Here is a 22,661-nt window from a genome sequence, read left to right on the forward strand (position 1 = left end):
CAGGACCGTCGGCACCCTCTGGGATACCATCGGCAGTCTCCTCGACCGCTTCAGTCCGAGCGAGTGCGCCGCCTACTTCCAACACTGCGGCTATGCACAGTCAGGGCAATAAAGGTCTAGGGCCTCTGCCCGAAGCTGCAGCGCCTCGCCCTCGAGAACCGGATCGAGGCCTACAACCTGCCGCAGGGCGTCATCTCCCATCTCTTCCGCGACATCGCCGCGGGCAAGCCGGGCACGATCACGCGCGTCGGCCTCGACACCTTCGTCGATCCGCGCCATGGCGGCGGCAGGATCAACGCCCGCACCACCGAGGAACTGGTCCAGCCCCTCACCCTGGGCGGCGAGGACTACCTCTTCTACCGTGCCCTGCCGATCGACGTGGCGATCCTGCGCGGCACCACCGCCGACCCCGCGGGCAACATCACCATGGAGCGCGAGGCCCTGGTGCTGGAGGCGCTGGCGATCGCGACCGCCGCCCGCAATTCCGGCGGCGTCGTCATCGTGCAGGTGGAGCGCCTGGCCGAGGCCGGCAGCCTGAACGCCCGCCTGGTGCGCATCCCCGGCGCCATGGTGGATTGCGTGGTGGTCGCCCCGCCCGAGGCCCACTGGCAGACCTTCGCCACCCCCTACAACCCGGCTTTCAGCGGCGAGGTGCGGGTGCCCATGCGCGGCCTGCCGCCGATGCCGATGGGCGCGCGCAAGGTCATCGCCCGCCGCGCGGTCTTCGAGCTCAGGCCGAACAGCGTGGTCAATCTCGGCATCGGCATGCCGGAGAGCGTGGCCAGCGTCGCCAATGAGGAGCGGATGCTGGAATACCTCACGCTCACCACCGAGCCCGGCACCATCGGCGGCCTGCCCGCCGGCGGGCTCGATTTCGGCGCGGCGAGCAATATCGAGGCCCTGGTGGACCAGCCCGCGCAGTTCGATTTCTATGATGGCGGCGGGCTGGACGCGGCCTTCCTCGGCATGGCGCAGGCGGACCGGGAGGGCAATGTCAATGTCAGCAAGTTCGGCCCACGCCTCGCCGGCGCCGGCGGCTTCATCAACATCAGCCAGAACGCCAAGAAGGTCGTCTTCCTCGGCACCTTCGCCGCGCGCGGCGAGCCGAAATTCGTGGACAGCGTGGAGCACCGCACCTTCAGCGGCCGTCTCGCCGCGCGCCGCGGCCAGCCCGTGCTCTATGTCACCGACCGCTGCGTCTTCCGGCTGACGCCGGAGGGACTGGAACTGGCCGAGATCGCAACCGGGCTCGACATCGACCGCGACATCCTGGCCGAGATGGCTTTCCGGCCGCTGATCCCGCGCGACCCGGCACCGATGGACCCGCGCATCTTCGCCGAAGGCCCGATGGGCTACCGCGAGGAATGGCTGAGCCTGCCCTTGGAGGCGCGGCTGACCTACGACCCGGCGCAGGATGTCTTCTTCATCAATTTCGAGGGCTTCGGCGTCCGGCGGCGGGAGGACATCGCACGCATCCACCGGGCGGTGGAGGAGCGCCTCGCGCCGCTCGGCCGCAAGGTGCCGGCCATCGTGAACTATGACCACTTCACCATCGCGCCCGAACTGCTGGACGACTACACGGACATGGTGCGCGACCTGGTGCGGCGCTTCTATTCCGGCGTCACCCGCTATACCACCAGCGCCTTCCTGCACCGGAAATTCGGCCAAGCGCTGCGCCGCCGCCGCGTCTCGCCGCATATCTACGAGAACCGCGCGGAGGCCGAGGGGCATCTGCACGCCCTGGCCCGGCACGGCCACCCCCCCCGCCCGGAGGATGGCGCGGCCGGGTCGGGGCAGGCCGACCGGACCGAGAGGCCGGACACTGGCTACGGGGCGGATCGCCCCTCCCCTGCGCAGAATGCGGGCGATCCGGGCTGATGCCGCGGGACCGGATGCGCGGATGTGGCGGCTGCGGGCAGCGGCGCGGGGTCACCCCCGCGCCGGCACCGTGTCAGGGGCGCTCGTTCGAGAAGACGATGGTGCCGGAGGCGCTGAACATGCCCCCGACGCCGTGGCAGACGGAGATCTTCGCCCCCGGCACCTGCGCCGGGGCGGTGCCGCGCATCTGCCGCACGCTCTCCTGCAGGGCGAACATGCCGTACATGCCGGTATGGGTGTAGGACAGGCCGCCGCCATTGGTGTTGAGCGGCAGCTTGCCGCCCGGCCGGGTGTTGCCCTCCCGGATGAAGCCGGCCGCCTCCCCCGGCTTGCAGAAGCCGAGATCCTCGAGGCCATAGAGCGGCAGATGCGCGAAGGCGTCGTAGATCATCAGGTGATCCACGTCCTTGCGGTCGATCCCCGCCGCCTCGATCGCCGTCGGCCCCGCCACGCGGAAGGCGCGGGAGGACGTGAAGTCGGCCATCTGCGAGACCATGTTGGTCTCGACCGATTCGCCCGTGCCGAGGATGTAGACCGGCCTGGTCGGGAAGTCCTTCGCCCGGTCGGACTTCGTCAGGATCAGCGCGCCGCCGCCATCCGTCACCAGGCAGCACTGCAGGATGCGGAAGGGATAGGCGATCATCCGGCTGTTCAGCACGTCATCGACCGTGATCGGGTCGCGGAACATGGCGCGCGGGTTCTTCCCCGCCCATTCCCGCTGCACCACCGCGACCGTCGCCAGGTCCTCATGCGTCACGCCATGGGTCTTCATGTAGCGCAGCACGGGGATGGGGAAGAGCGTCGGCGGACCGAAGGGGCCGAAGGGGGCTTCGAACTGCCCGTTCAGGCTCTCGGGCTCCGGCGGCCGCGGCGTCGCGTTGATGCGCGACTTCCCGCTCTCGCCATGGGTGATCAGGATGGTGTTGGCATAGCCGGCATGGATGGCGGCCGCGGCATGCCGGACATGCAGCATGAAGGAGCAGCCGCCGACGCCGGTGCCGTCCACCCATTTCGGGGTGATGCCGAGATAGTGCGCGATCTGCTGCGGCATCATCGGGCCGACGCAGGCCACGCCGTCAATGTCGGAGGGCTTGAGCCCCGCATCCGCCATGGCGTTCAGCGCCGCATCCGCATGCAGCATGATCTGGGACATGCCCGGGATGGCGCCGAGCTGCGTGGTCTCCGCCGCGCCGACGATGGCGATCTCACCGCGCCCGAGCATCAGCGGCCTCCCTTGGCGGGACGGAAGAGGGGAAGCGTGATCTCCTCGTCCATCGGGGTGAAGGCGATCTCCAGTCTCATGTCGAGCTGCAGCGCCTCCGGCGTCTGCTCGCACTCCACGATGTTGGTCATCATGCGCGGGCCTTCCTCCAGCTCGACGACCGCGATGGCATAGGGCGGCGTGAAGCCGGGCACCGGCCGGTGGTGGATGACGTAGGAATGCAGCGTGGCGCGGCCCGAGGCCTCGAAGACCGAGACGTTGCGCGTGCCGGTATAGGGGCTGAAGGGGCGCGGCGGGAAATAGGCCTTCCCCGTATCGCCGCAGCGCTGCAGCAGCAGCTTGCCCTGCTTGCAGCCATCCCAGAAATGCTTGGTCTCAGGCGTCGGTTTCGGCTTCGCCCTGCCGGGTGCGAGCATGCCCGTTTCCTCCGTGGTTGGACTTGCCCGCAGCCTGCCATGCCTCGCGCGGGAGGGCGAGAGGGGGCGGGACGCCTTCGCGCCGCCATGCCGGGTTGACAGCGCCCCCGGCGTCACCCGGGGCGCGCCGTCACGCCCCGGGCGTGCATCACATCGCCGGATACCAGCCGTCATGGAGCATGACATACTCCTCGCCGCGGCGGACCAGGTGGAGGAAGCCGGGAAAATGCATGTGCATGCCGGCCACCGCCTGGCCATCCCTCGCCACCATGTCGAAGACGCGGCGGCGGGTGGCGGCGGCCTGGGCGGGATCGATGTCGAAGGCCATGGTGACCTCGGGCCGGGGGATCTGGATCTCCGGCACATGGATGATGTCGCCCCAGATCAGCAGGCTGTCCGTGCCGGAGGCCAGCATGTAGCCGGTATGGCCCGGCGTGTGGCCGGGGAAGGGCATGGCGGTGACGCCCGGGAACACCTCCCCGCCCCGGTGCAGCCGCGTCCGCGCCCGATAGGGCGCCACCTGGCTGCGGCCGGCCCGGAAATTGCGCTCGCGGCTCATCTCGTCGGCCTTCGCCATCGCCGCGTCATCATGCCAGAAGGCGTGCTCCGCCTCATGCATGACCAGTTCGGCATTCGGGAAGAAGGGCGTCCCCCCGGCATCCGCCAGCCCGTTCGAATGATCCGGATGCATATGGGTCAGCAGTACCGTGTCCACCTCGGCCGGCGAAACCCCGACAGCGGCGAGGTTCTCGAACAGCTTGCCGCCGGTCGGGGCCATGTGGTTGCCGCAGCCGGTATCGATCAGCGCGGTGCGGCCGCCGCTGCGGATGAGGAAGCAGTTCACCGCCGTCCGGCGCGGCACCGGACGGTATGCGTCGCGCAGCATCTGCGCCGCCTCCGCCTCCGGGATATTCTGGATGACGGCCATGGAGCCGTCGAGATAGCCGTCGCTGACCGTCGTGACGGTGATGTCGCCGATCCGGCGGTGATGCACCGCCGGAACCTGCCTCTCCGGTATCGCCATGGCCCTTTCCCCCCGTTCCGTTCGGCGGAAGCCTAGGCCAGGGCCGCCCGGCCCGCCTACCCCCGGCGGACGGTCGCCAGGAACTCCCCGGCCCGGCTGCGCAGCGTGCCGGCATGCCCGGTGAGGTCGTTGGCCGCCTGCAGCAGGGAGGCGGAGGCCTCCCCCGTTTCCCGCGCCGCGCGGCGCACATCGCCGATCCGCGTGGTCACCGCCGTCGTGCCCTCGGCGACCTGGGCGGTGCTGCGGGCGATCTCGCGGGTCGCGCTGCCCTGCTCCTCCACCGCCGCGGCGATGGCGCCGGTCACCTCATTCATCCGCTCGATGGTGGCGCCGATGCTGCGCAGCGCCGCCACGGCCTCCCCGGTCGCGGCCTGGATGGCGCCGATCTGCGCGCCGATCTCCTCGGTCGCCTTCGCGGTCTGTCCGGCCAGCGTCTTCACCTCGCTCGCCACCACGGCGAAGCCCTTGCCCGCCTCGCCGGCCCGCGCCGCCTCGATCGTCGCGTTCAGCGCCAGAAGGTTGGTCTGCCCGGCGATGTCACCGATCAGCCGCACCACATCGCCGATCCGCTGCGCCGCCTGGGCCAGGCCCTGCACCGTGCCATCGGTCGCCCGCGCCTCCTCCGCCGCGGCGCGCGCGACGGCGGCACCATCGGCCACCTGGCGGGTGATCTCGGCGACGCTCGCCGCCAGTTCCTCCGCGCTCGCGGCCACCGCCTGCACATCCGCGCCCGCCCGGTCGCTCACCTCGGCCACCGCCTCGGCCTCCCGCCCGCTGGTCGCGGCCGTGCCGGAGAGCGCCTCGGCCGCCGCATGCACCTGCGCAGCCGCCGCCGCCACCGCCTCCACCACGCTGCCCACCGCGCCTTCGAAACTGTCGGCCAGCCGTGCCTGGGCCGTGGCCACGGACCAGACCAGCATGGCGCTGACATGCCGCCCCTCGGCATCGCGGATGGCGCTGACCGAGAGGTCGATCACCTCCTCCCCGAGCCGGATGCGCGCCTTGTGCGGCAGCCGCTCCGGCTCCGACAGCAGCGCGCGCAGCGGCCCGAGTTCCCGGTGCAGCAGGTCGATGCCCTGGCCGGGCACGGCATCGGCCTTCACCGCCAGCGCCGGCTCCAGCCGCCGCAGCAGCGCCTGGATGGCAGGGTTCATGTAGGTCACGCGGAGATCGCCATGCGGTTCGATGCTCATGAGGCCGGCCGGCATCTGCTCCAGCATCTGCTGCTGGGCGAAGGCGCGCTGCACCGTGCCGCGCAGCGTCTCCAGCGCCTGCGCGATCGCGCCGATCTCGTCGCGCCGGTCGCGCTCCGGCACCGGCGTCGCGGCATCGCCGCCCGCGATCGCCACGACCGACCCGGCCAGCCGCCGCAGCGGCGTCCCGATCGCCCGCGCGGTCAGCCAGCCGGAGCCGACCAGCAGCAGCGCGATGGCGCCGCCGATCCAGAGCACGGCCGCCGCCACGCCTGCCGCCACCGCCAGGCTCGCCGCGGTGCGGGCCCGCGCCAGTTCACCCAGCCGCGCCTGCGCCTCGCCGAGCGCGGCCTCCAGCCGCTCCCGCGCCGGGGTGCTGCGCTCGGCGCGTGCCGCCTGCGCCGCCTCGGCCAGCCGGACCACCTCCACCGCCGCCTCGGCCAGCGTCCCGGCCAGTTCGGTGAGGCGCCGCAGATCCCCCGCCCCTGCCCCCTCCGCCGCCACCGAGCCGAGCGCGCGGCCATGCACGCGCAGCTGCGCCGCCGCCCGCCGGACCCGCCGCGCCTGCGCTTCCTCCGCGGCGGACAGGTAGCGCTGGCTGCCGATGCGCACGTCGTTCACCGCCTGGTGGAAGGCCAGCAGCCGCTGCCGCGCCTCCTCCCGCAGCGCCGCCGGCACGTCGATCTCGATCATGCTGGCCACCGCCTCGAAGCCCTGGTCGTATTCGCCGAGCCGGGGAAAGAGCTGCCCGTCGCGCAGTTCGATCAGCGCGCGCCGCAGCCGCACCTGCTCGGCCACCGAGGCGGCATAGTCGGCGAGTTGCCGGTCCGCCTCCGCCAGCCGTTCCGCCACCACCGGGTCGGTCGTGCCATCGGCCGCCGCCTGCAGCCGGGCCCGGGCGGCGGCCAGCGCCTGCTCCATGGCAGCGCCATGCCGCCCACTGTCATCGACGGACTGGGAGAGCATCACCTCCCGCAGCGCGATGGCGGTGCGCCCGACCTGGAAGGCGGCCTCCTGCGCCGATTGCGCGGCGGCCACCGCCTGGCGCTCGGCCGCCTGCTGGACCTGCACCGCCGCGAGTTCGCGCTGCACCAGCACCACCAGGGCGCCGAGCAGCAGGATGGCGAGGGTGGCGCTGGCGGCCAGTTTTCGGCCGATGGAGAGATCGCGTAGCAGGCGCATGGTCGGGGTCCTCCCTGGCCCTCAGCCTGCGCCCGCCCCGGTTAAGCCCCGACAAACGGCCCCTCGACAGCCCCCCGCCGGCGCGCGAGGGTCCGTGCACCCGGGAAAGGAGATCCACCCATGCTGTTCGACTTCGAGACACTGGCCCCGCAGGACTGTTACAAGCTCGTCGTGTCCTCGGTCGTGCCGCGGCCGATCGCCTGGGTGGTCAGCCAGGACGAGGCCGGGGTGGTCAATGCCGCCCCCTATTCCTTCTTCAACGCCTTCTCCGACAACCCGGTGGTGGTCGGCTTCGGCGCCGGCCCGCGGCCGGAGGGGGCGCTGAAGGACACCGCCGAGAATATCCGCAGGACCGGCGAGTTCGTGGTGAACCTGGTGCCGGAGAGCGCCATCCACGGCATGAACGCCACCGCCATCGATTTCCCGCCGGGCGTCGATGAACTGGCCGAGGCCGGGCTGACCAAGACCCCCTCGGCCAAGGTGAAGCCGCCCCGCATCGCCGAGAGCCCGGTGGCGCTCGAATGCGTCACCTTCCAGCTCATTCCCGCCGGGCGGCACACCATCGTCCTCGGCCGGGTGGTCGCGGTGCACATCCAGGACGACTGCGTGCTGGACCCGGTGAAGTGCTATGTGGACACGCCGAAGCTCGGCCTGGTCGGGCGCATGCATGGCCGCGGCTGGTATGCCCGTACCACCGACCGGTTCGAGGTGCCGCGGATGACGGTGGCGGAGTGGGAGGCGAAGAAGAAGGCGGCGGAATAGCCGCCGCGGCTTCCGACCCGGCGGCGGGCATGCTAGGGTCATTGAGAATCACTCGCAAATGATCCCCGCCCTTTGACCGCCGCCCCCTCCGCCCCTGCCGTGGTCCTGCCGGAGGCCGTCGCCCGCCCCCGGCGCCGCCTGTCCGGCTGGAGCCGGCTCGCCCTGCCGCTCGCGGCGCTCATCGCCGCGCCGCTGCTCGCCGTGCTGGTCGCGGCGGCGGTGCCGGCGGGCGATGTCTGGCGGCACATCCTCTCCACCACCCTGCCGGAAATGCTGGGCAACTCCGTCCTGCTCTTCCTGCTGGTGGGCGTCATGACGGCCTCGGCCGGCGCGGTCTCCGCCTGGCTGGTCTCGGCCTGCAAATTCCCCGGCCGCGGGGTGCTGGAGGTGGCGCTGCTGCTGCCCATGGCCATGCCGGCCTATGTCTGCGGCTATGCCTATACCTGGCTGCTGGACGTCGCGGGGCCGGTGCAGACCGCCCTCCGCGACGTCACGGGCCTGCGCTGGGGGCAATACTGGTTTCCCGAGATCCGCAGCCTGCCGGGCGCCGCGCTGATGCTGGCGATGGTGCTCTACCCCTATGTCTACCTGCTCTGCCGCAGCGCCTTCCAGCAGCAGAGCGTCTGCCTGCTCGAGGCCTCCCGCACCCTCGGCCACTCCCTCGGCAACTGCTTCTTCCGCCTCGCCCTCCCCATGGCACGTCCGGCCATCGTCAGCGGCGTCGCCCTGGCGCTGATGGAGACGCTGGCGGATTTCGGCACGGTGCAGCATTTCGCCGTCCGCACCTTCACCACCGGCATCTACGAGGCCTGGTTCGGCCTCGGCGACCGCGGCGCCGCCAGCCAGCTCGCCGCCTGCCTGATGGCGCTGGTCGCCATGCTGCTGGCCGCCGAGCACATGACGCGCGGTGGCCGGCGCTTCCATCCCACCACCAACCGCCATCCGCCGCTGCACCCGGTGCCGCTCAGGGGCTGGAAGGCGGCGGTGGCCTTCCTTCTCTGCGCCCTGCCGGTCGCGCTCGGCTTCCTGGTGCCGGCCGGGACGCTCTTCGCCCTGATGCTGCAGGTGGGGGATCCGCTGGAGCCGGCGCGCTTCCTGCCCTTCGCGCGCAACAGCGTGGTGCTGGCCGGCGTCACGGCGACGGCGGCGGTGCTGCTGGCGGCCTTCCTCGTCTGGGCGGCCCGGCTCCATCCGCAGCCGGCGCAGCGCCTCGCGGTGCGGGTCGCCGGGCTCGGCTATGCCATCCCCGGCTCGGTGATCGCGGTCGGCACGCTGGTGCCGCTCGGGCTGTTCGACAATGCGCTCGATGCCTGGATGCGGGCGCATCTCGGCCTCTCGACCGGGCTGCTGCTCTCGGGCGGGATGGCGGCGCTGGTCTTCGCCTATCTGGTCCGCTTCCTGGCGGTCGCCCTCTCGGCGGTCGAGTCGGGGCTGGCCCAGGTGAAGCCGTCGCTGCGCCATGCCGCACGGGTGCTGGGCGCCTCGCCCGCCCGGGCGGTGTGGCGGATCGAGCTGCCGCTCGCGCGCGGCAGCCTGCTGACCGCCTTCCTGCTGGTCTTCGTCGACACGATGAAGGAATTGCCGGCGACGCTGATCGTCCGGCCCTTCGATTTCGACACCCTGGCGGTCCGGGTCCACAGCCTGGCCGCGGACGAGCGCCTGGCCGAGGCCAGCACCGCGGCGCTGCTGATCGTCGCCACCGGCCTGCTGCCCGTGCTCGCACTGACCAGGGCGATGCGCCGCAGCTGATCCCGCGCGAATTTTACATCATGGGGCATATATTGCCTGTATCACAGTCAGGTGGGTGCAGGGCTTGGCGCCTCCCAACACCCTGCCCCCATGCTGCATTAGTCGAAGGCCGGGCGCGGACAATGCGCACCCGGGCGCCCTCCCTGCTCGTTGAGTGACCATAGCCGATGCCCAGCCTCGCCGCGTTGTTCGATACCGAGGCCCTGGCGCCGCATGGCGTCTGCCTGCTCTGGCGGCCCGAACTCCTCTGGCTGCATGTCATCTCCGATGCCCTGACCGGGCTGGCCTACTGGTCCATCCCGGTCGTGCTCCTCGTCATCGCCCTGCGCCGCCGGGACCTGATGTATCCCTGGGCGATCGAGCTCTTCGCGCTGTTCATCCTGGCCTGCGGCGCCACCCATTTCATGGGCATCTGGACCCTCTGGAACCCCGATTACGGCCTGCAGGGCGCGGTCAAGGCGGTCACCGCCCTGGTCTCGGTCGCCACCGCCATCGCCCTCTGGCCGCTGCTGCCGCGCGTCCTCGCCTGGCCCTCCTCCGCCGCGCTGGCCGAGGCCAATGCGCGCCTGACCCGGGAGGTCGCCGAGCGGCGCGAGGCCGAGCAGCGCGCCCTGAGCAGCGAGGCGCGGCTGGCCGGCTTCTTCGAGCATCTGGGCGATGCCCTCTTCGTCGTGCGCGCCGCCTCGGGCGGCTTTGCCTTCGAGACGGTGAACCCCGCCTTCTGCCGCATGTTCGGCGCCGCGCGCGACGCTATCGAGGGCGCCGGCCCCGCCCAGCTGCTGGCGCCCGAGCCGGCGGCGGAGCTGGAGCGCGAATTCGCCGCCTGCCTCGCCGATGGCCGGACGCGCGACTGGGAGAGCACGACGGCTGGCCCCGAGGGCCAGCGCCACTGGCACACCGTGCTGGTGCCGCTGCCCGCCGATGCCGACGGCACGGTGCGGCTGCTCGGCAGCCTGCGGGACGTGACCGAGCTGCGCCGCCTGCAGGCCGACCTGGTGGAGACGGCGCGCCGTGCCACCATCGGCGCCATGTGCGCCGGTGTCGCGCATGAGATGAGCCAGCCGGTGAATATCATCGGCCTCTGGGCCGACCGCGCCCGTGCCACGCTGGATGCCGCGGCGGCCCGGCCACGCCGGGCGATGGAGGTGGTGCTGGACCAGACCCGCCGGCTCGGCGCCCTGCTGGAGCGGATGCGCGAGCTGGCGCGCGACGGCGCGCCGGATGCCGAGCCCTTCGATGCCGCGACCGCGGTCTCCGCCGCCGTCGAGGTCGCCCGCCGCGCCTGGGCGCTCGACCGGATCGAGGTGACGCTGGAGCCGCATGCCGAGGCGCCGGTGCGCGGCCGGCCGGCCCAGCTGGAGCAGGCGGTGCTGCACCTGCTGGAGAATGCCCGCGATGCGGTGCTGACGCGGCGGCGGCGGGAACCCGAGGCGCCCGCCCGGATCGCCGTTTCGATCGCCGCCGGCGCCACGCCGGGCAGCGTGACCATCGCGGTGCGGGACACCGGCGGCGGCGTGCCGACCGCGATCGCGCCCCGCATGCTGGAACCCTTCGTGACCAGCAAGGACCCCGGCCAGGGGACCGGCCTCGGCCTGCCGCTCGCGGTCGGCATTGCCCGCGGCATGGGCGGCCGGCTCGCCTGGGCGAATTGGGCGGAGGGCCGCCCGGAAGCCGGCGCGGTCTTCCGCCTGATCCTGCCCCTTGCGGAGCCAGGCCCCGCCGCCGCTGCCACCGCCGCAGGGCAGGCGGCATGAGCAGGCCCCTGCGGATCCTGATGGCGGAGGATGAATGGCTGGCGGCGGAGGTCCTGGCGGAGGGGCTGGCCGATGCCGGCTTCACCGTCCTGACCGCGGCGGATGGTCAGGCGGCGCTCGAACTGGCCGCGGCCGGCGCCGCCTTCGACCTGCTGCTGACCGATCTCCGCATGCCGCGCATGGACGGGCGGGAGCTGATCGCGCGATTGCGGGCCGAGCGCCCCGACCTGCCGGTGGTGGTGATGACCGGCTTCCCGCCGCCGAATGGGCCGGAGGCGCTGCATGAGGGGCCCGCCCCGCTCCGGCTGCTGACCAAGCCGATCGAGATCGCGCCGCTCGTGGCCGCCCTGAAGGCCGTGGCCGGTCTCGCCTGACTCCCCGGACTCTTGCGGCCTGCCGGCCCGTGACCCGGCCGCGCCCGGCCCCTGCACCCGCCCCGCCCGCCCCAAGCAGGATCGCGATCAGCCCCGCATGGAAACGCGGGCGAGGTGAATCGCTGTCCCTCCTGGTGGCCGAGGCCGGCACGGGCAGGGCAGGAGCGAGGAACGGCGCGTGGCAGGACGGAACCGATGGGGCCAGCATGCGGCGCTGCTGCTGGCGATCCTGGCCATGCTGCCGGGCTGCGCCGCGCTGCTGCCGCGGCAGACCGGCATCGACCGGCGTCTGGCGGCGCTGCCACGCGACGGGCTGGCGCTCGGCGGGCCGGTCACCATCCGCTGGAACGACCACCTGGTCCCCTGGATCGAGGCGGCGAGCGATGCCGACCTCGCCTTCGCCCTCGGCCTGGTGCATGGCCATCTGCGCGGCACCCAGATCGCCCTGCTGCGCATGGTCGCCCGCGGCCGCCTCGCCGAGATTGCCGGCCCCCTCGCCACGGATATCGACCATGCCCTGCGCATCCTGGATTTCGGCCGGGCGGCGCCGGCAATCGAGCGCGGCTGGCCGGCCGGGACGCGCGCCTTCGTCGGGAGCTTCCTCGCCGGGCTGAATCACGCCCTGCTGCGGGGGCCGCGGCCGCCGGAATCCGGCCTGCTCGGCCTGCGGCGGGAGCCCCTGACCACCGCCGACCTGCTGGCGATCGGCCGCCTGGCGGGCACCGATATCAACTGGCTTGCCTGGTTCTCCCTGCTGGCCGAGCGCGGGACGCCCGGCTTCGCCCGGCGCTGGCAGCGCACGCTGGAGGCCGGGGCGGGCACCACGATGCCCGCCAATGGCGAGCAGGCGGCGCTCGGCGCGCTGCTGCAGGGCCTCTCGCGCTCCGGCAGCAATGCAGTGGCCATCGCCCCCTCCCGCAGCGCCTCGGGCGCCGCCCTGCTGGCCTCCGACCCGCATCTCGGCCTGTCGCTCCCCAATCTCTGGATGCTGGTGGGCATGCGCTCGCCTTCCTTCCACCTGGTCGGGATGATGGTGCCGGGGCTGCCGATCGTCGGGCTCGGGCGGAACCCGGATGTCGCCTGGGGCGGGACCAACCTGCGCGCCGCCTCCTCGGATCTCTTCGACGTCTCCCGCCTGCCGCCCGAGGCCTTTTCCGGGACGGAGGTGACCATCCGCCAGCGCCTCTGGTTCAGCGCACGGCGGCGGGTGCGCCTGACGCCGCACGGGCCGGTGGTGACCGATTCGCCGGTGGTGCCGGGCCGGCCGGGCGAGGCGATCGCGCTGCGCTGGGCCGGGCATGAGCCGGCCGACGAGGTCACCGCCCTGCTGCGCGCCGCCCGCGCCCGCAGCGGCGCCGAGTTCCGCGAGAGTTTTTCCGGGTTTGCCGTCTCGCCGCAGAACATGCTGTACGCGGACCGGCATGGGACGATCGGGCGGGTGACGGCGGCGGTGCTGCCCTCCCGCGCCGGCTTCCCGCAGGCGGATCCGGTGCTGGATGCGCAGGACCCGGCGGCGACGGCGCCCTGGCGGCGGCTCTGGGATGCGCGCGACCTGCCCTGGCTGGAGAACCCGCCCGAGGGCGTGCTCGCCTCGGCCAATGAGCACCCGGCGCTCTGGGCCGAGGACCCGCCGCCCCTCGGCTGGTTCTTCTCGGATGGCGACAGGGTGGCGCGGCTGCGGACGCTGGCGCTCGCCCGGCCGAAGCTGACCCCGGCGGATCTCGCCACGATGCAGCGGGACACGGTGGCGCCCAAGGCGGCGGCGCTGGCGGCCGGACTGCTGCGCCGGCTGGAGGCGCTGCCGGGCGGCGCCCCGGAGCCGGGGCTGCTCGCCCCGCTGCGTGGCTGGGATGGCGACTATGCCGAGGCCAGCCGGGCGGCGCTGGTCTTCGAGCTGCTCCTCGCCCGCCTCGTGCCCGCGCTGCAGCCGGAAGGCGGGGGGCGCGGGCCGGAGACGGGCTGGAACTTCCTCACCACCTTCCTTCTGCGCGACCTGGACGCCCTGCCGCCCGAGCGGCGCGAGGCGGTGCTGCGCCGGGCGGTGGCGGAGGCCGTGCCGGCCGCCACGCAATACCGCGACTGGGGCGAGGTCCACCGGCTGCGCGCGGCGCATTGGCTGGTGAACCTGCCGGTGCTCGGGCGGGCCTTCGTGCTCGGCACCTGGCCGGTCGGCGGCTCGCGCGAGACGCCGATGAAGTCCGGCCACGGCCTCGTCACCGGGCCGCATGAGGTGACCTTCGGCTCCATGGCGCGCCAGGTCTCGGACATGGCGGACCCGGATTCCAACTGGTTCGTCCTGTTCGGCGGCCAGGATGGCTGGCTGGGCAGCGCCGCCTTCGCCGATCAGGTGCCGCTCTGGCGGGAGGGGCGCAGCATCCGCATGCCGCTGCACCCGGCGACGGTGGCGGCGGAATTCCCGCGCGTGACGGTGCTCCGGCCATGACGCGCGCCGTCCCCTTCGACGCGACCCCGCTGCTGCGCGCGGTGACCTCCATGCGCCTGCGCCGCCTGCAGCGGCTCGATCCGGCGGCGGCGCAGCGCACCCTGCTGCGGCGCCTGCTGCGCCGCGCCGCCGGCACGCGCTTCGGCCTGGCGCACAGCTTCGCGGCGATCCGCGACGTCGCGGACTACCAGGCCCGCGTGCCGCTCCGCCGCTACGAGCAGTTCTGGCAGGACTGGTGGCGGCCGGCCTGGCCGCTGCTGCGGAACGTCACCTGGCCGGGGCGCGTGCCCTATGTCGCGCTCTCCTCCGGCACCACCTCCGGCACCACCAAATACATCCCGGTGACCATGCCGATGGTGCGCGCCAATCGCGGCGCGGCGCTGGACGTGCTGGCCTGGCACCTGCGCCACCATCCCGGCAGCCGGATCTTCGGCGGGCTGTCCTTCATGCTCGGCGGCTCGACCGCGCTGGAGCGCATCGCCCCGGGCGTGCGGCAGGGCGACCTCTCGGGCATCGCTGCGGCGGAGGTGCCGCGCTTCCTCGCGGCCTGGAGCTTCCCGCCGCGCGACCTGGCGCTGATCGCCGACTGGGACCGCAAGCTGGAGGCGCTGGCCGGGCGGACGCCGCCGGATGCCATCCGGGTGCTCTCCGGCACGCCCTCCTGGCTGCTGGTGCTGCTGGAGCGGCTGGCGGCACGGCACGGCACCCCGCCGCTGCCGGGCCTCGAATTGCTGGTCCATGGCGGCGTGGCCTGGGCGCCCTACCGCGAGAGGCTGCTTCCCTTCCTGCCGCCGGGCTGCTCGACGCGGGAGGTCTATCCGGCGAGCGAGGGTTTCTGCGCCATCGCCGACCGCGGCGAGGGCGAGGGCCTGCGCCTCACCCTCGACCGCGGCGTGTTCTGGGAATTCGTGCCGGTCGAGGAGCTGGAATCGCCGGCGCCGACCCGGCACTGGGCGGCGACGATCGAGACCGGCATCGACTATGCCGTCATCGCCACCTCCTGCGCCGGACTCTGGAGCTATGTGCTGGGCGACACGGTGCGCTTCCTGGACCGCGCGCCGCCGCGGCTGCTGGTGACGGGCCGCACCTCCTACAGCCTCTCGGCCTTCGGGGAGCATCTCTCGGGCGAGGAGATCGAGCAGGCGCTGCTGGAAGCGGCGCAGGCGCTCGGCCTCGGTGTCGCGGAATACACGGTGGGGCCGGTCTTCGGCGCGACCCGTGGGCACCATCGTTGGCTGGTGGAGCCGACGGGCGCGGCCGCCCCGGGCGCGGCGGAGCGCCTGGCCAAGGCGGTGGATGCGGCGCTGATCCTGGCGAATGACGACTACGCCGCGCACCGGCGCGGCGGGCAGATGGACCCGCCGGAGGTCACGCTGCTGCCGCCGGGCGCCTTCGCCGGCTGGATGCGGGCGCAGGGCAAGCTCGGCGGCCAGCACAAGGTGCCGCGGGTGCTGGCCGACCCGGCGCGCTTCGCGGCGGCGGAGGCGGGCCTGCACGCACCGTAAAGGCGCGCGCGAGGCCTTCGCGCGCCTCTGGCGCCATGCCTCCCGCGACACTTGCCTTCGCCACGGTCGAAGGCACGCGAAGGTGCCTTCAGCGCCGCCGGCTGGCGAAGGCGCCCAGCATCCGGCGCGGCTCCTCCGTCTCCCAGGCCGTGGCGAAGGCGGGGATGCCGGCCGCCACCGCCTCCCGCACCGGCAGGTCCTCCCACTGCCGGATGAGACGCTTCTGCAGCCGGAGCGCCCGGTTGCCCGCGGCGCCGAGATGGCGGAGCCATTCGCCGATGGCGGCATCGAGTTCCGCCGCGGGGACGACCCGCTCCACCAGGCCCCAATCGGCCGCCTCGGCCGCGCCGATGGTCTCGCCGAGCAGCAGCAGCCGGCGGGTGCGGCCCCAGCCGATCAGACCCGGCAGCAGCGCCGCCTCCACCACCGAGGGGATGCCGACGCGCACCTCCGGCATGCCGAATTGCGCATGCCCGGCGGCGATGCGGAGATCGCAGGCGGCGGCCAGTTCCAGCCCGGCGCCGAGCGTCCAGCCATTGATCCGGGCGATCACCGGCACCGGGCAGTCCCTGATCGCGCGGCAGCAGCCATGCACCAGGGTGATGAAGCCGCGCGCCGCCTCGCCATCCGCCAGGCCGGCCATGACGGTGATGTCGGCGCCGCCGACGAAGGCCTTGGGCCCGGCACCGGTCAGCACCACGGCCTGCAGCGCCGCATCCCCGGAGAGCCGGGCCATGGCGGCGGCGAAATCCCGCATCAGGTCGGGGTTCAGCGTGTTGAGCTTCGATTCGTGCGCGATGGTGACGAAGGCCACCCGACCGGTCCCCGGCGACTCGTGGATCTCCGTGCGGATCTCGCCCGCCATGGCGCCCCCTCCCCTGTCTTTGCGTATGGGCCGGAGGCTACCGCGCCGGGGCCGGGCGGGATAGCGGGCGAGGAGGAGCCGGAACGGCCCGCCCTCGTATCACATACGGACGAATGCCGGGCCGCGTGATTGGACCTGCGCAACGGTCGGCCGGAGTTTGGCGCTGCGCGGGCGGAACGCGGCGGGGCGGATCGCCCCGGAAGCGTGACCCGCCCCTGCGGGCAGTCGGCAGCATCGAAGGGACGGCCTGCACCGGACTCGGTCCGGCGCAGGCAGGGAGAGCGGTATGGACGGAACAAGGGCAGGGCCGGAGGTGTCGGCTTCGGCCGGCCGGCGCATCAACGACGCGCCGCTGCGGGCGGCGCTGGAGAATCGCCGCGGCCGGCCGCTGGACGATGCGATCTCGGGCGTCTGCTACACCCATGGCGTCCGCCTCGGCATGGCGGGCGAGGCGCTGCCCGACTGGCTGTCCACCGCCCCGCGCTGGGCGCGGGAGGCGCTGCGGGCCGGCCATGCAAGCGGCACGACGATCGCGGGCCGGGGCAGGCCGGAGGAATAAGGCGGGCGAGGGCCGGCCGCGCCGGCGCATCGCACAGGGGATGACTGGACCGCCGGAGGAACACCGGGCCGCCGCGTGCCGTCCATGGCGCCGTGCCGCTTCAACGGCACCCCCGCATCGGGGCAGATGCACCGCGTCGGCGCAGCCCGGCATCAGGCCAGGCGGGACAGCAGAAGGGCATCCCGCCGGGGCGCGTCACCACCCGGGCGGGGGATCCCCTCAGAGCGGGTTGGCGACCGGGGTGCTCTCGCCCTCATCCGGCAGGTCGGTGGCCATCGTGTCCATCGGCTCGTCGCGCCAGCCGGAGCCGGAGCGGCGGTCCATGGCCTTGCGCGCCAGCACCGCCGCGCCGACGATCCCGGCCCCCACGCCCACGCCGGCGAGGAAGGGGCCGGCACAGGCGAGCATCGCCATCCCGCCCATGGCGGTGCCGGCCATGGAGAGCGGCCCCGGCAGGCCCAGCGGGTTGCAGCGCGGCAGGAACATGGGTCTCTTCCCCTGAGTGGTGCGCAGGAAAGTGGCGCGCCGGGCGCCGACCGCAACCCCGGCCTCAGCCGGGGACGCGATGAACATCCCTTTGGGGTTCGCGGTATGTGAAGCCCTCCCCCGCCTCGGCCGCCGCCCCGACCGCCAGCGAGAGCACGGCATGGTGGGGCGAGAGGGCGCAGGCCGGGTCGGTATTGGCGGCATCGCCGGTCAGGGCGAAGGCCTGGCAGCGGCAGCCGCCCCAGTCCTGCTCGGCCCGCTCGCAGCCGCGGCAGAGCTCCGGCATCCAGCCCGTGCCGCGGAAGCGGTTGAAGGCCTCTGACTCCTCCCAGGCGGCGCGCAGGGAGGTCTCCCGCACATTGGGGAAGGCGAAGCCCGGCAGGCTCTCGGCGGCATGGCAGGGCAGGACGCGGCCGGCCGGCGAGACGGCGAGGAATTGCCGCCCCCAGCCGCCCATGCAGGGTTTCGGGCGCTTCGCGTAGTAGTCCGGCACCACATAGTCGATGACGAGGCGCCCCTTCAGGTCCCGCCGCGCCGCCTCGACCGTCGCGGTCGCGGCCTCGAGCTGCGCGCGGGTCGGCAGCAGGGCGTCGCGGTTGGCCAGCGCCCAGCCGTAGTACTGGACATGCGCCACCTCCATGCGCGCGGCGCCGAGGGCCAGCGCCAAGTCGATCATGGCCGGCAGCCGGTCCAGGTTCTGCCGGTGCACGACGGCATTGAGCGTCAGCGGCAGCCCGGCATCCTGGACGTGCCTGGCGAATTCCAGCTTCCGCGCATGGCCGCCGCGATAGCCGCCGATGCGGTCGGCCGAGCCCGGCTCGGCGTCCTGGACCGAGAGCTGGACATGGTCGAGCCCGGCCTCGGCCAGGGCCGCGAGCTTCGCCTCCCCGGTCAGGACGCCGGAGGTGATGAGGTTGGTGTAGAGCCCGGCCCCGCCGGCGGCGCGGACGAGATCGGCGATGTCGCGCCGCGCCGTCGGCTCGCCGCCCGAGAGATGCACCTGCAGGCAGCCGAGCTCGGCGGCCTCCCGGAACACCCGCGCCCAGGTGGCGGTGTCCAGCTCCTCCCCCGGGCGGGTCAGCGCGGTGGGGTTGGAGCAGTAGGGGCAGCGCAGCGGGCAGCGATGCGTGAGCTCGGCCAGCAGCGCGAGCGGGGCGGCGGGGGCCGTCATGCCCTCACCACGCCCTTGGCGGCCAGGTCATCCAGCAGGGCGACGACATCGGCCAGGATCTCCTCCCGTGGCGCGGCGAAGCGGGCGGCCAGGTCGTCCACCATGGCCTCCACGCTGCGCGCGCCATCCACCAGGCGCAGCACTTCCAGCGCGATCTCGTCGGGGACGAACATGCGCTCCGGCCCCAGCACCACCCATTGGCCGCGGGCCTTGTCCTCCCGCAGCTTCATGCCTGGCGCGAGGCGCGGGATGCTGGTGCCCTGCATCACGGCCGCCAGGCCCCTGGCGGCGGCAGGCCCGGCGCGACATAGGCGAAGTGCAGCGCATCGAGCTGCGCCCAGAGCAGGTCGCATTTGAAGCGCAGCGCCTCCATCACCTGCTCCTGCTGCTCGCGCGTGTGGGCTTCCCGCTTCACATAGCCAAGGGCGAATTCCACATCCTGCGGCGCCTGGGTCAGGCGCGGGGTGAAATAGGCCAGCGTCTCCTCCGACACGAAGTCGTAGTTGCGCAGCATGCCGGAGACGCGCTGGGAGATGATGGCGGGCGAGAACATTTCAGTCAGCGACGACGCCACGGCTTCCAGCACGCTGCGGGTCTTCACGAAATTCACATAGGCATCGACGGCGAAGCGCGTCGCCGGCAGCAGGCCGCGGAGGGACACCACGTAGTCGCGGTCCAGCCCGAGGCCGTCCGTCAGCTTCAGCCAGCGCTCGATCCCGCCGGGATGCACGCCGTCGCCGTCATGGTCCACGATGCGCCGGCGCCATTCCCGCCGCAGTTCCGGCGTCGGCAGCCGCCCCAGCACCGCCGCATCCTTCGCCGGGATCGACGCCTGGTAGTAGTAGCGGTTGAGCGCCCAGGCCTGCACCTGCGCCTTGGACAGCTTCCCGCCATGCAGCAGGTGATGGAAAGGGTGGTGGATGTGGTAGCGCTCCTCCCCGATCGCGCGCAGGCGGCGCTCCAGCTCCTCGGGCGGGAGAAGGTCCGATGCGGTCGCCGGAGCGGCCCGGGGCGCGGAGGCGTCAATCGCATCAGCCTGCATCATCTCGCTCACAGCATCACCTCCATGCCGTCCCGGGCGACCTCCCAGCCCGCGGCCTCGGCCGCGGCGCGTTCCGGGCTGTCCGCCAGCAGGACGGGGTTGGTGTTGTTCATATGGATCAGGATGCGCCGGCGCACGCCGAGCCCGGCGAAGGCGGCAAGTGTCCCGCCCGGCCCGTCGATGCTCATATGGCCCATGCGCGCGCCGGTCTTCGGCCCGGCGCCGGCCAGGATCATCTCGTCGTCGCGCCAGAGCGTACCGTCGAAGAAGACGCAGTCCGCGCCCTCCAGCCGCGCCGCCAGGTCCGGCGGCATCGCGGCGCAGCCGGGGATGAAATACAGCGAGCGGCCGCCGGCCGAGACGCGAAGGCCGATGGTCTCCCCATCATCGGCGCGGCCGGGATCCTCGCCGCCCGGCGCCTCCAGGAAGAGCGGCACCTTGCCCGGCACGGCGAAGGCCTCGACCGCCAGGCCGAGCGGCGCGCCGCCGGCCTCGGTGAGCGCGAGGGGGGCGCCGAGCGGCAGCACCCGCCGCGGCACGAGGGCGGGGTTCACCGCATGGAAGATCGGGTTCGCGGCCAGCACGGACAGCGCGGCCTCGGCACCATAGAGGGCGAAGGCGTGGCGCTCCCGCATGGTCAGCAGCCCGGCGATGGTGTCCACCTCCGCCCCGGTCAGCACCACAGCGGCGATCGGGGAGTGCCGGATCCCGCCCGGCGCCGGCCGCGGATGCAGGGCGGGCGTGGCAATGATCTGCTGCCGCAGGTCGGGCGAGGCGTTCAGCAGCACCCAGCGCGCCCCATCCGCCGAGACGGCGAGCGAGGCCTGGCTCCGCGGCGTCGCGGCCGGGTCGCCGGACAGCGCCCGGCGGCAGCCGGGGCCGGCCGAGTTCCACTGCGGAAAGCCGCCGCCGGCGGCGGCCCCGAGGACGATGGCGCGCAGCATCCGGCGGCTCAGCAGGCCCGCGCGGGGGCGGTGGTCAGGCGGGCCATGCGGCGGTCTCCTCCGGCGGCCGCTGCGGGCCGCATCGCCGGGAATGTAGGAGCCGGCCGGGGCACGGCCAACCCCGCCGGAGGCGGCAGCCAGCCGGCGACGGGTCCGGGACGCCCTATCGCCCCGGCACCGTCGCCTCCACCTGGATCGCCGCATACCAGGCGGCAAGGTCGGCGATCTGCGCGTCGGTCAGGTCCCTGGCCAGGATGTTCATCTGCTCATGGTTCCGCTCGCCGCTGCGGAAGTGGCGAAGCTGCGCCACGGTGTAGAGGACGCTCTGCCCCGCCAGGTTCGGCGCGTCCGGCTGCTGCGCGATGCCGTCATTGCCATGGCAGACCGCGCAGCGCGCCCCGGCGAGGCGCCGCCCGGCCAGGGGATCCCCCGCGGCTTCCTGGGCCACCGCCCCGCCCGCCAGCAGCAGCATGGCTGCCGCCACCGGCCCGCCCCACCGCCGCATCAGCGGAAGTTCCTTCCACGCCGCATCAGCCGACACTCCTCCCGCGCCGCATCAGCGAGCCTTCACTCCGCGCCGCATCAGCGGCGACGCTCATAGCGGATGCGGTAGATCGCCCCGGCATGGTCGTCGGAGACCAGCAGGGAGCCGTCCCGCAGCACCGCCACATCCACGGGGCGGCCGAGATATTCGTTGGTCTCCTCATCCAGCCAGCCCTCGGCGAAGGGCTTGTGCTCCCGCACCGTGCCGTCCTGGTTCAGGAAGGTGACCATGACCCGTGCGCCGATAGGCGTGGTGCGGTTCCAGCTGCCATGCTGGGCGTTGAAGAGGGCGCCGCGATACTCCTCGGGGAACATCCGGCCGTCATAGAAGGTGAGGCCCAGATCGGCGGCATGCGCCACGGTCTCGACCATGGGCGGCACCGTCTCAGCCGGCGGCTCGCTATTGGCGTATTCCCTGGTGCGGACCTTGCCGCCGCCGAACCAGGGGAAGCCGAAATTCTGGTTGGCGGCGGTGATGCGGTTGATCTCGCCCGGGGGCGTGTCGTCGCCCATGCCGTCCACCTGGTTGTCGGTGAACCAGAGCTCATTCGTGCCGGGGCGGAAGGCGATGCCGACCGAGTTGCGGATGCCGCGCGCATAGACCTCGCGGTTCCCGCCGTCGCGGTCCAGGCGGATGATCCCACCGATGCCGACCCGGTTGTAGAGATCCATCTTGGCCGGCGCCGGCACGTTGAAGGGCTGGCCGAGCGAGATGTAGAGCTTGTTGTCCGGCCCGATGCGGCAGACCCGGGCACCGTGGTTGAAGCTCTCCTCGCTGGTCGGGATCAGCTGGCCCTGCGGCACTACCACCTCGGCCGCCACATCCGGCCCCTCATAGAAGAACTCCGCGGCGGGGAAGGACAGCACGCGGTTGTGCTCCACCACCTGCAGGAAGCCATCGGGCGTGAAGCAGAGGCCGTTCGGTACGCTGAACTGGATGGAAGGGGCGAAGGGCTTCACCTCATCCGCCACCCGGTCGCGGTCACGGTCCGTCACCGCCCAGACGCGCGTCTTGCGGGTGCCGACGAAGACCACGCCGGAAGAGGGGCCGATCGCCATGTGCCGCGCATCCGGCACCACGGCATAAAGCTCGATCCGGAAGCCCTCGGGCAGGCGGATGCGCTCGAGGTTCCGGCGCAGCGCATCGGCGCGGCGGCCCTCCTGCGGCACCGTCTCCATCTGCAGGGCGGTGCCAGTGGTGCGGAATTGCTGCAGGCGGTCGAGATTGCCCTGACCGCCCGCGCCGGGCAGCGGGCCGGCCGGCGGGGGCCGGACGCCGGGCGAGGTCTCGCCGGGCACCGCGCCACCTGTATGGGTGGTGGTGCGGCCGGGCTCCGCCTGTCCGCCCTGCGCGCGCACGAAACCGGGAGTTCCGGCCACGGCCAGCACGAGGCCGGCGCCCAGCAGCATCGCCTTCGTCCGCATCCCTTTTCCTCCCTGACGTCTCCGCGGCCGATGCCGCTGGAGGTTGCGCGGGAGCATGCCCGCGCCAGGGCCGCCCGGCGTTGACATGATTGAGAGGTCTAATCCGGAATGAACAAGCCATGAA

The 22,661-nt window shown here is 73.0% G+C and carries 21 protein-coding genes; 8 read left to right on the plus strand and 13 right to left on the minus strand.

Annotation, left to right across the window (positions count from 1 at the left end; translation table 11 throughout):
- Positions 1-90 precede the first annotated feature (90 nt).
- Entirely contained in the window at positions 91-279 is a 189-nt protein-coding gene (locus LHA35_RS29015) for a hypothetical protein (protein WP_226611642.1), read from the minus strand.
- On the opposite strand from LHA35_RS29015, the gene LHA35_RS20460 reads away from it, so the two are divergent.
- On the plus strand, positions 193-1,878 hold the full coding sequence (locus LHA35_RS20460; protein ID WP_226611758.1) for an acyl CoA:acetate/3-ketoacid CoA transferase: 1,686 nt from the start codon (positions 193-195) through the stop codon (positions 1,876-1,878). The two genes, LHA35_RS29015 and LHA35_RS20460, sit on opposite strands and share 87 nt — an antisense overlap.
- Before the next feature lie 73 nt (positions 1,879-1,951).
- Here the strand turns inward: LHA35_RS20460 and LHA35_RS20465 are convergent, their stop codons facing one another.
- The 4 genes from LHA35_RS20465 to LHA35_RS20480 form a co-directional block, all read right to left on the minus strand.
- On the minus strand, positions 1,952-3,100 hold the full coding sequence (locus tag LHA35_RS20465; protein WP_226611643.1) for a thiolase C-terminal domain-containing protein: 1,149 nt from the start codon (positions 3,098-3,100) through the stop codon (positions 1,952-1,954).
- Positions 3,100-3,516: a Zn-ribbon domain-containing OB-fold protein gene (locus LHA35_RS20470; protein WP_226611645.1), complete on the minus strand. Its 417-nt coding sequence runs from the start codon at positions 3,514-3,516 to the stop codon at positions 3,100-3,102. Before LHA35_RS20470 ends, LHA35_RS20465 begins: the two co-directional genes overlap by 1 nt.
- 148 nt (positions 3,517-3,664) lie before the next feature.
- Positions 3,665-4,540 carry an MBL fold metallo-hydrolase gene (locus LHA35_RS20475; protein WP_226611646.1) on the minus strand — a complete coding sequence of 292 codons (876 nt, stop codon included), beginning with the start codon at positions 4,538-4,540 and terminating at the stop codon, positions 3,665-3,667.
- Positions 4,541-4,596: 56 nt separating this feature from the next.
- Positions 4,597-6,915: a methyl-accepting chemotaxis protein gene (locus LHA35_RS20480; RefSeq protein ID WP_226611653.1), complete on the minus strand. Its 2,319-nt coding sequence runs from the start codon at positions 6,913-6,915 to the stop codon at positions 4,597-4,599.
- Positions 6,916-7,035: 120 nt separating this feature from the next.
- On the opposite strand from LHA35_RS20480, the gene LHA35_RS20485 reads away from it, so the two are divergent.
- From LHA35_RS20485 to LHA35_RS20510, 6 genes are all read left to right on the plus strand, one after another.
- Positions 7,036-7,677, plus strand: a complete 642-nt coding sequence (locus LHA35_RS20485) for a flavin reductase family protein (protein ID WP_226611655.1) — start codon at positions 7,036-7,038, stop codon at positions 7,675-7,677.
- A 72-nt stretch (positions 7,678-7,749) separates the two neighbouring features.
- Positions 7,750-9,426, plus strand: coding sequence for an ABC transporter permease (locus LHA35_RS20490; protein WP_226611657.1), 1,677 nt, complete (start codon positions 7,750-7,752; stop codon positions 9,424-9,426).
- 167 nt (positions 9,427-9,593) lie between these two features.
- Positions 9,594-11,180, plus strand: a complete 1,587-nt coding sequence (locus tag LHA35_RS20495) for a sensor histidine kinase (protein WP_226611659.1) — start codon at positions 9,594-9,596, stop codon at positions 11,178-11,180.
- A complete protein-coding gene (locus LHA35_RS20500; RefSeq protein WP_226611660.1) occupies positions 11,177-11,554 on the plus strand; it encodes a response regulator in 378 nt (125 codons plus the stop codon). The genes LHA35_RS20495 and LHA35_RS20500 overlap by 4 nt, the downstream gene beginning before the upstream one ends.
- Positions 11,555-11,732: 178 nt before the next feature.
- Positions 11,733-13,997: a penicillin acylase family protein gene (locus tag LHA35_RS20505; RefSeq protein ID WP_226611662.1), complete on the plus strand. Its 2,265-nt coding sequence runs from the start codon at positions 11,733-11,735 to the stop codon at positions 13,995-13,997.
- Positions 13,994-15,502: a GH3 family domain-containing protein gene (locus LHA35_RS20510; RefSeq protein WP_226611664.1), complete on the plus strand. Its 1,509-nt coding sequence runs from the start codon at positions 13,994-13,996 to the stop codon at positions 15,500-15,502. Before LHA35_RS20505 ends, LHA35_RS20510 begins: the two co-directional genes overlap by 4 nt.
- 88 nt (positions 15,503-15,590) lie before the next feature.
- On the opposite strand, the gene LHA35_RS20515 is transcribed toward LHA35_RS20510, so the two are convergent.
- Positions 15,591-16,367 carry an enoyl-CoA hydratase gene (locus LHA35_RS20515; protein WP_226611666.1) on the minus strand — a complete coding sequence of 259 codons (777 nt, stop codon included), beginning with the start codon at positions 16,365-16,367 and terminating at the stop codon, positions 15,591-15,593.
- Between the two features lie 286 nt (positions 16,368-16,653).
- Here LHA35_RS20515 and LHA35_RS20520 point away from each other — a divergent pair, with 286 nt between their 5' ends.
- Positions 16,654-16,926, plus strand: coding sequence for a hypothetical protein (locus LHA35_RS20520; RefSeq protein WP_226611668.1), 273 nt, complete (start codon positions 16,654-16,656; stop codon positions 16,924-16,926).
- A 219-nt stretch (positions 16,927-17,145) separates the two neighbouring features.
- Here LHA35_RS20520 and LHA35_RS20525 read toward each other — a convergent pair whose 3' ends face one another.
- The 7 genes from LHA35_RS20525 to LHA35_RS20555 form a co-directional block, all read right to left on the minus strand.
- Entirely contained in the window at positions 17,146-17,412 is a 267-nt protein-coding gene (locus tag LHA35_RS20525; protein WP_226611669.1) for a hypothetical protein, read from the minus strand.
- Between the two features lie 64 nt (positions 17,413-17,476).
- Complete coding sequence (pqqE, locus tag LHA35_RS20530; RefSeq protein WP_226611671.1) at positions 17,477-18,583, minus strand: pyrroloquinoline quinone biosynthesis protein PqqE; 1,107 nt, start codon at positions 18,581-18,583, stop codon at positions 17,477-17,479.
- On the minus strand, positions 18,580-18,849 hold the full coding sequence (pqqD, locus tag LHA35_RS20535) for a pyrroloquinoline quinone biosynthesis peptide chaperone PqqD (protein WP_226611673.1): 270 nt from the start codon (positions 18,847-18,849) through the stop codon (positions 18,580-18,582). The genes pqqE and pqqD overlap by 4 nt, the downstream gene beginning before the upstream one ends.
- Positions 18,849-19,625 (minus strand): pyrroloquinoline-quinone synthase PqqC, encoded by a 777-nt coding sequence (gene pqqC / locus LHA35_RS20540; protein ID WP_226611759.1) that lies wholly within the window; start codon positions 19,623-19,625, stop codon positions 18,849-18,851. Before pqqC ends, pqqD begins: the two co-directional genes overlap by 1 nt.
- Before the next feature lie 8 nt (positions 19,626-19,633).
- Positions 19,634-20,569, minus strand: coding sequence for a pyrroloquinoline quinone biosynthesis protein PqqB (gene pqqB / locus LHA35_RS20545; RefSeq protein ID WP_226611675.1), 936 nt, complete (start codon positions 20,567-20,569; stop codon positions 19,634-19,636).
- Positions 20,570-20,732: 163 nt separating this feature from the next.
- Positions 20,733-21,074 (minus strand): c-type cytochrome, encoded by a 342-nt coding sequence (locus LHA35_RS20550; RefSeq protein ID WP_226611682.1) that lies wholly within the window; start codon positions 21,072-21,074, stop codon positions 20,733-20,735.
- A 77-nt stretch (positions 21,075-21,151) separates the two neighbouring features.
- Entirely contained in the window at positions 21,152-22,537 is a 1,386-nt protein-coding gene (locus LHA35_RS20555; protein ID WP_226611684.1) for a PQQ-dependent sugar dehydrogenase, read from the minus strand.
- Positions 22,538-22,661: the final 124 nt, after the last annotated feature.

Source organism: Roseicella aerolata, from assembly GCF_020523605.1.
Classification (GTDB): domain Bacteria; phylum Pseudomonadota; class Alphaproteobacteria; order Acetobacterales; family Acetobacteraceae; genus Paracraurococcus; species Paracraurococcus aerolatus.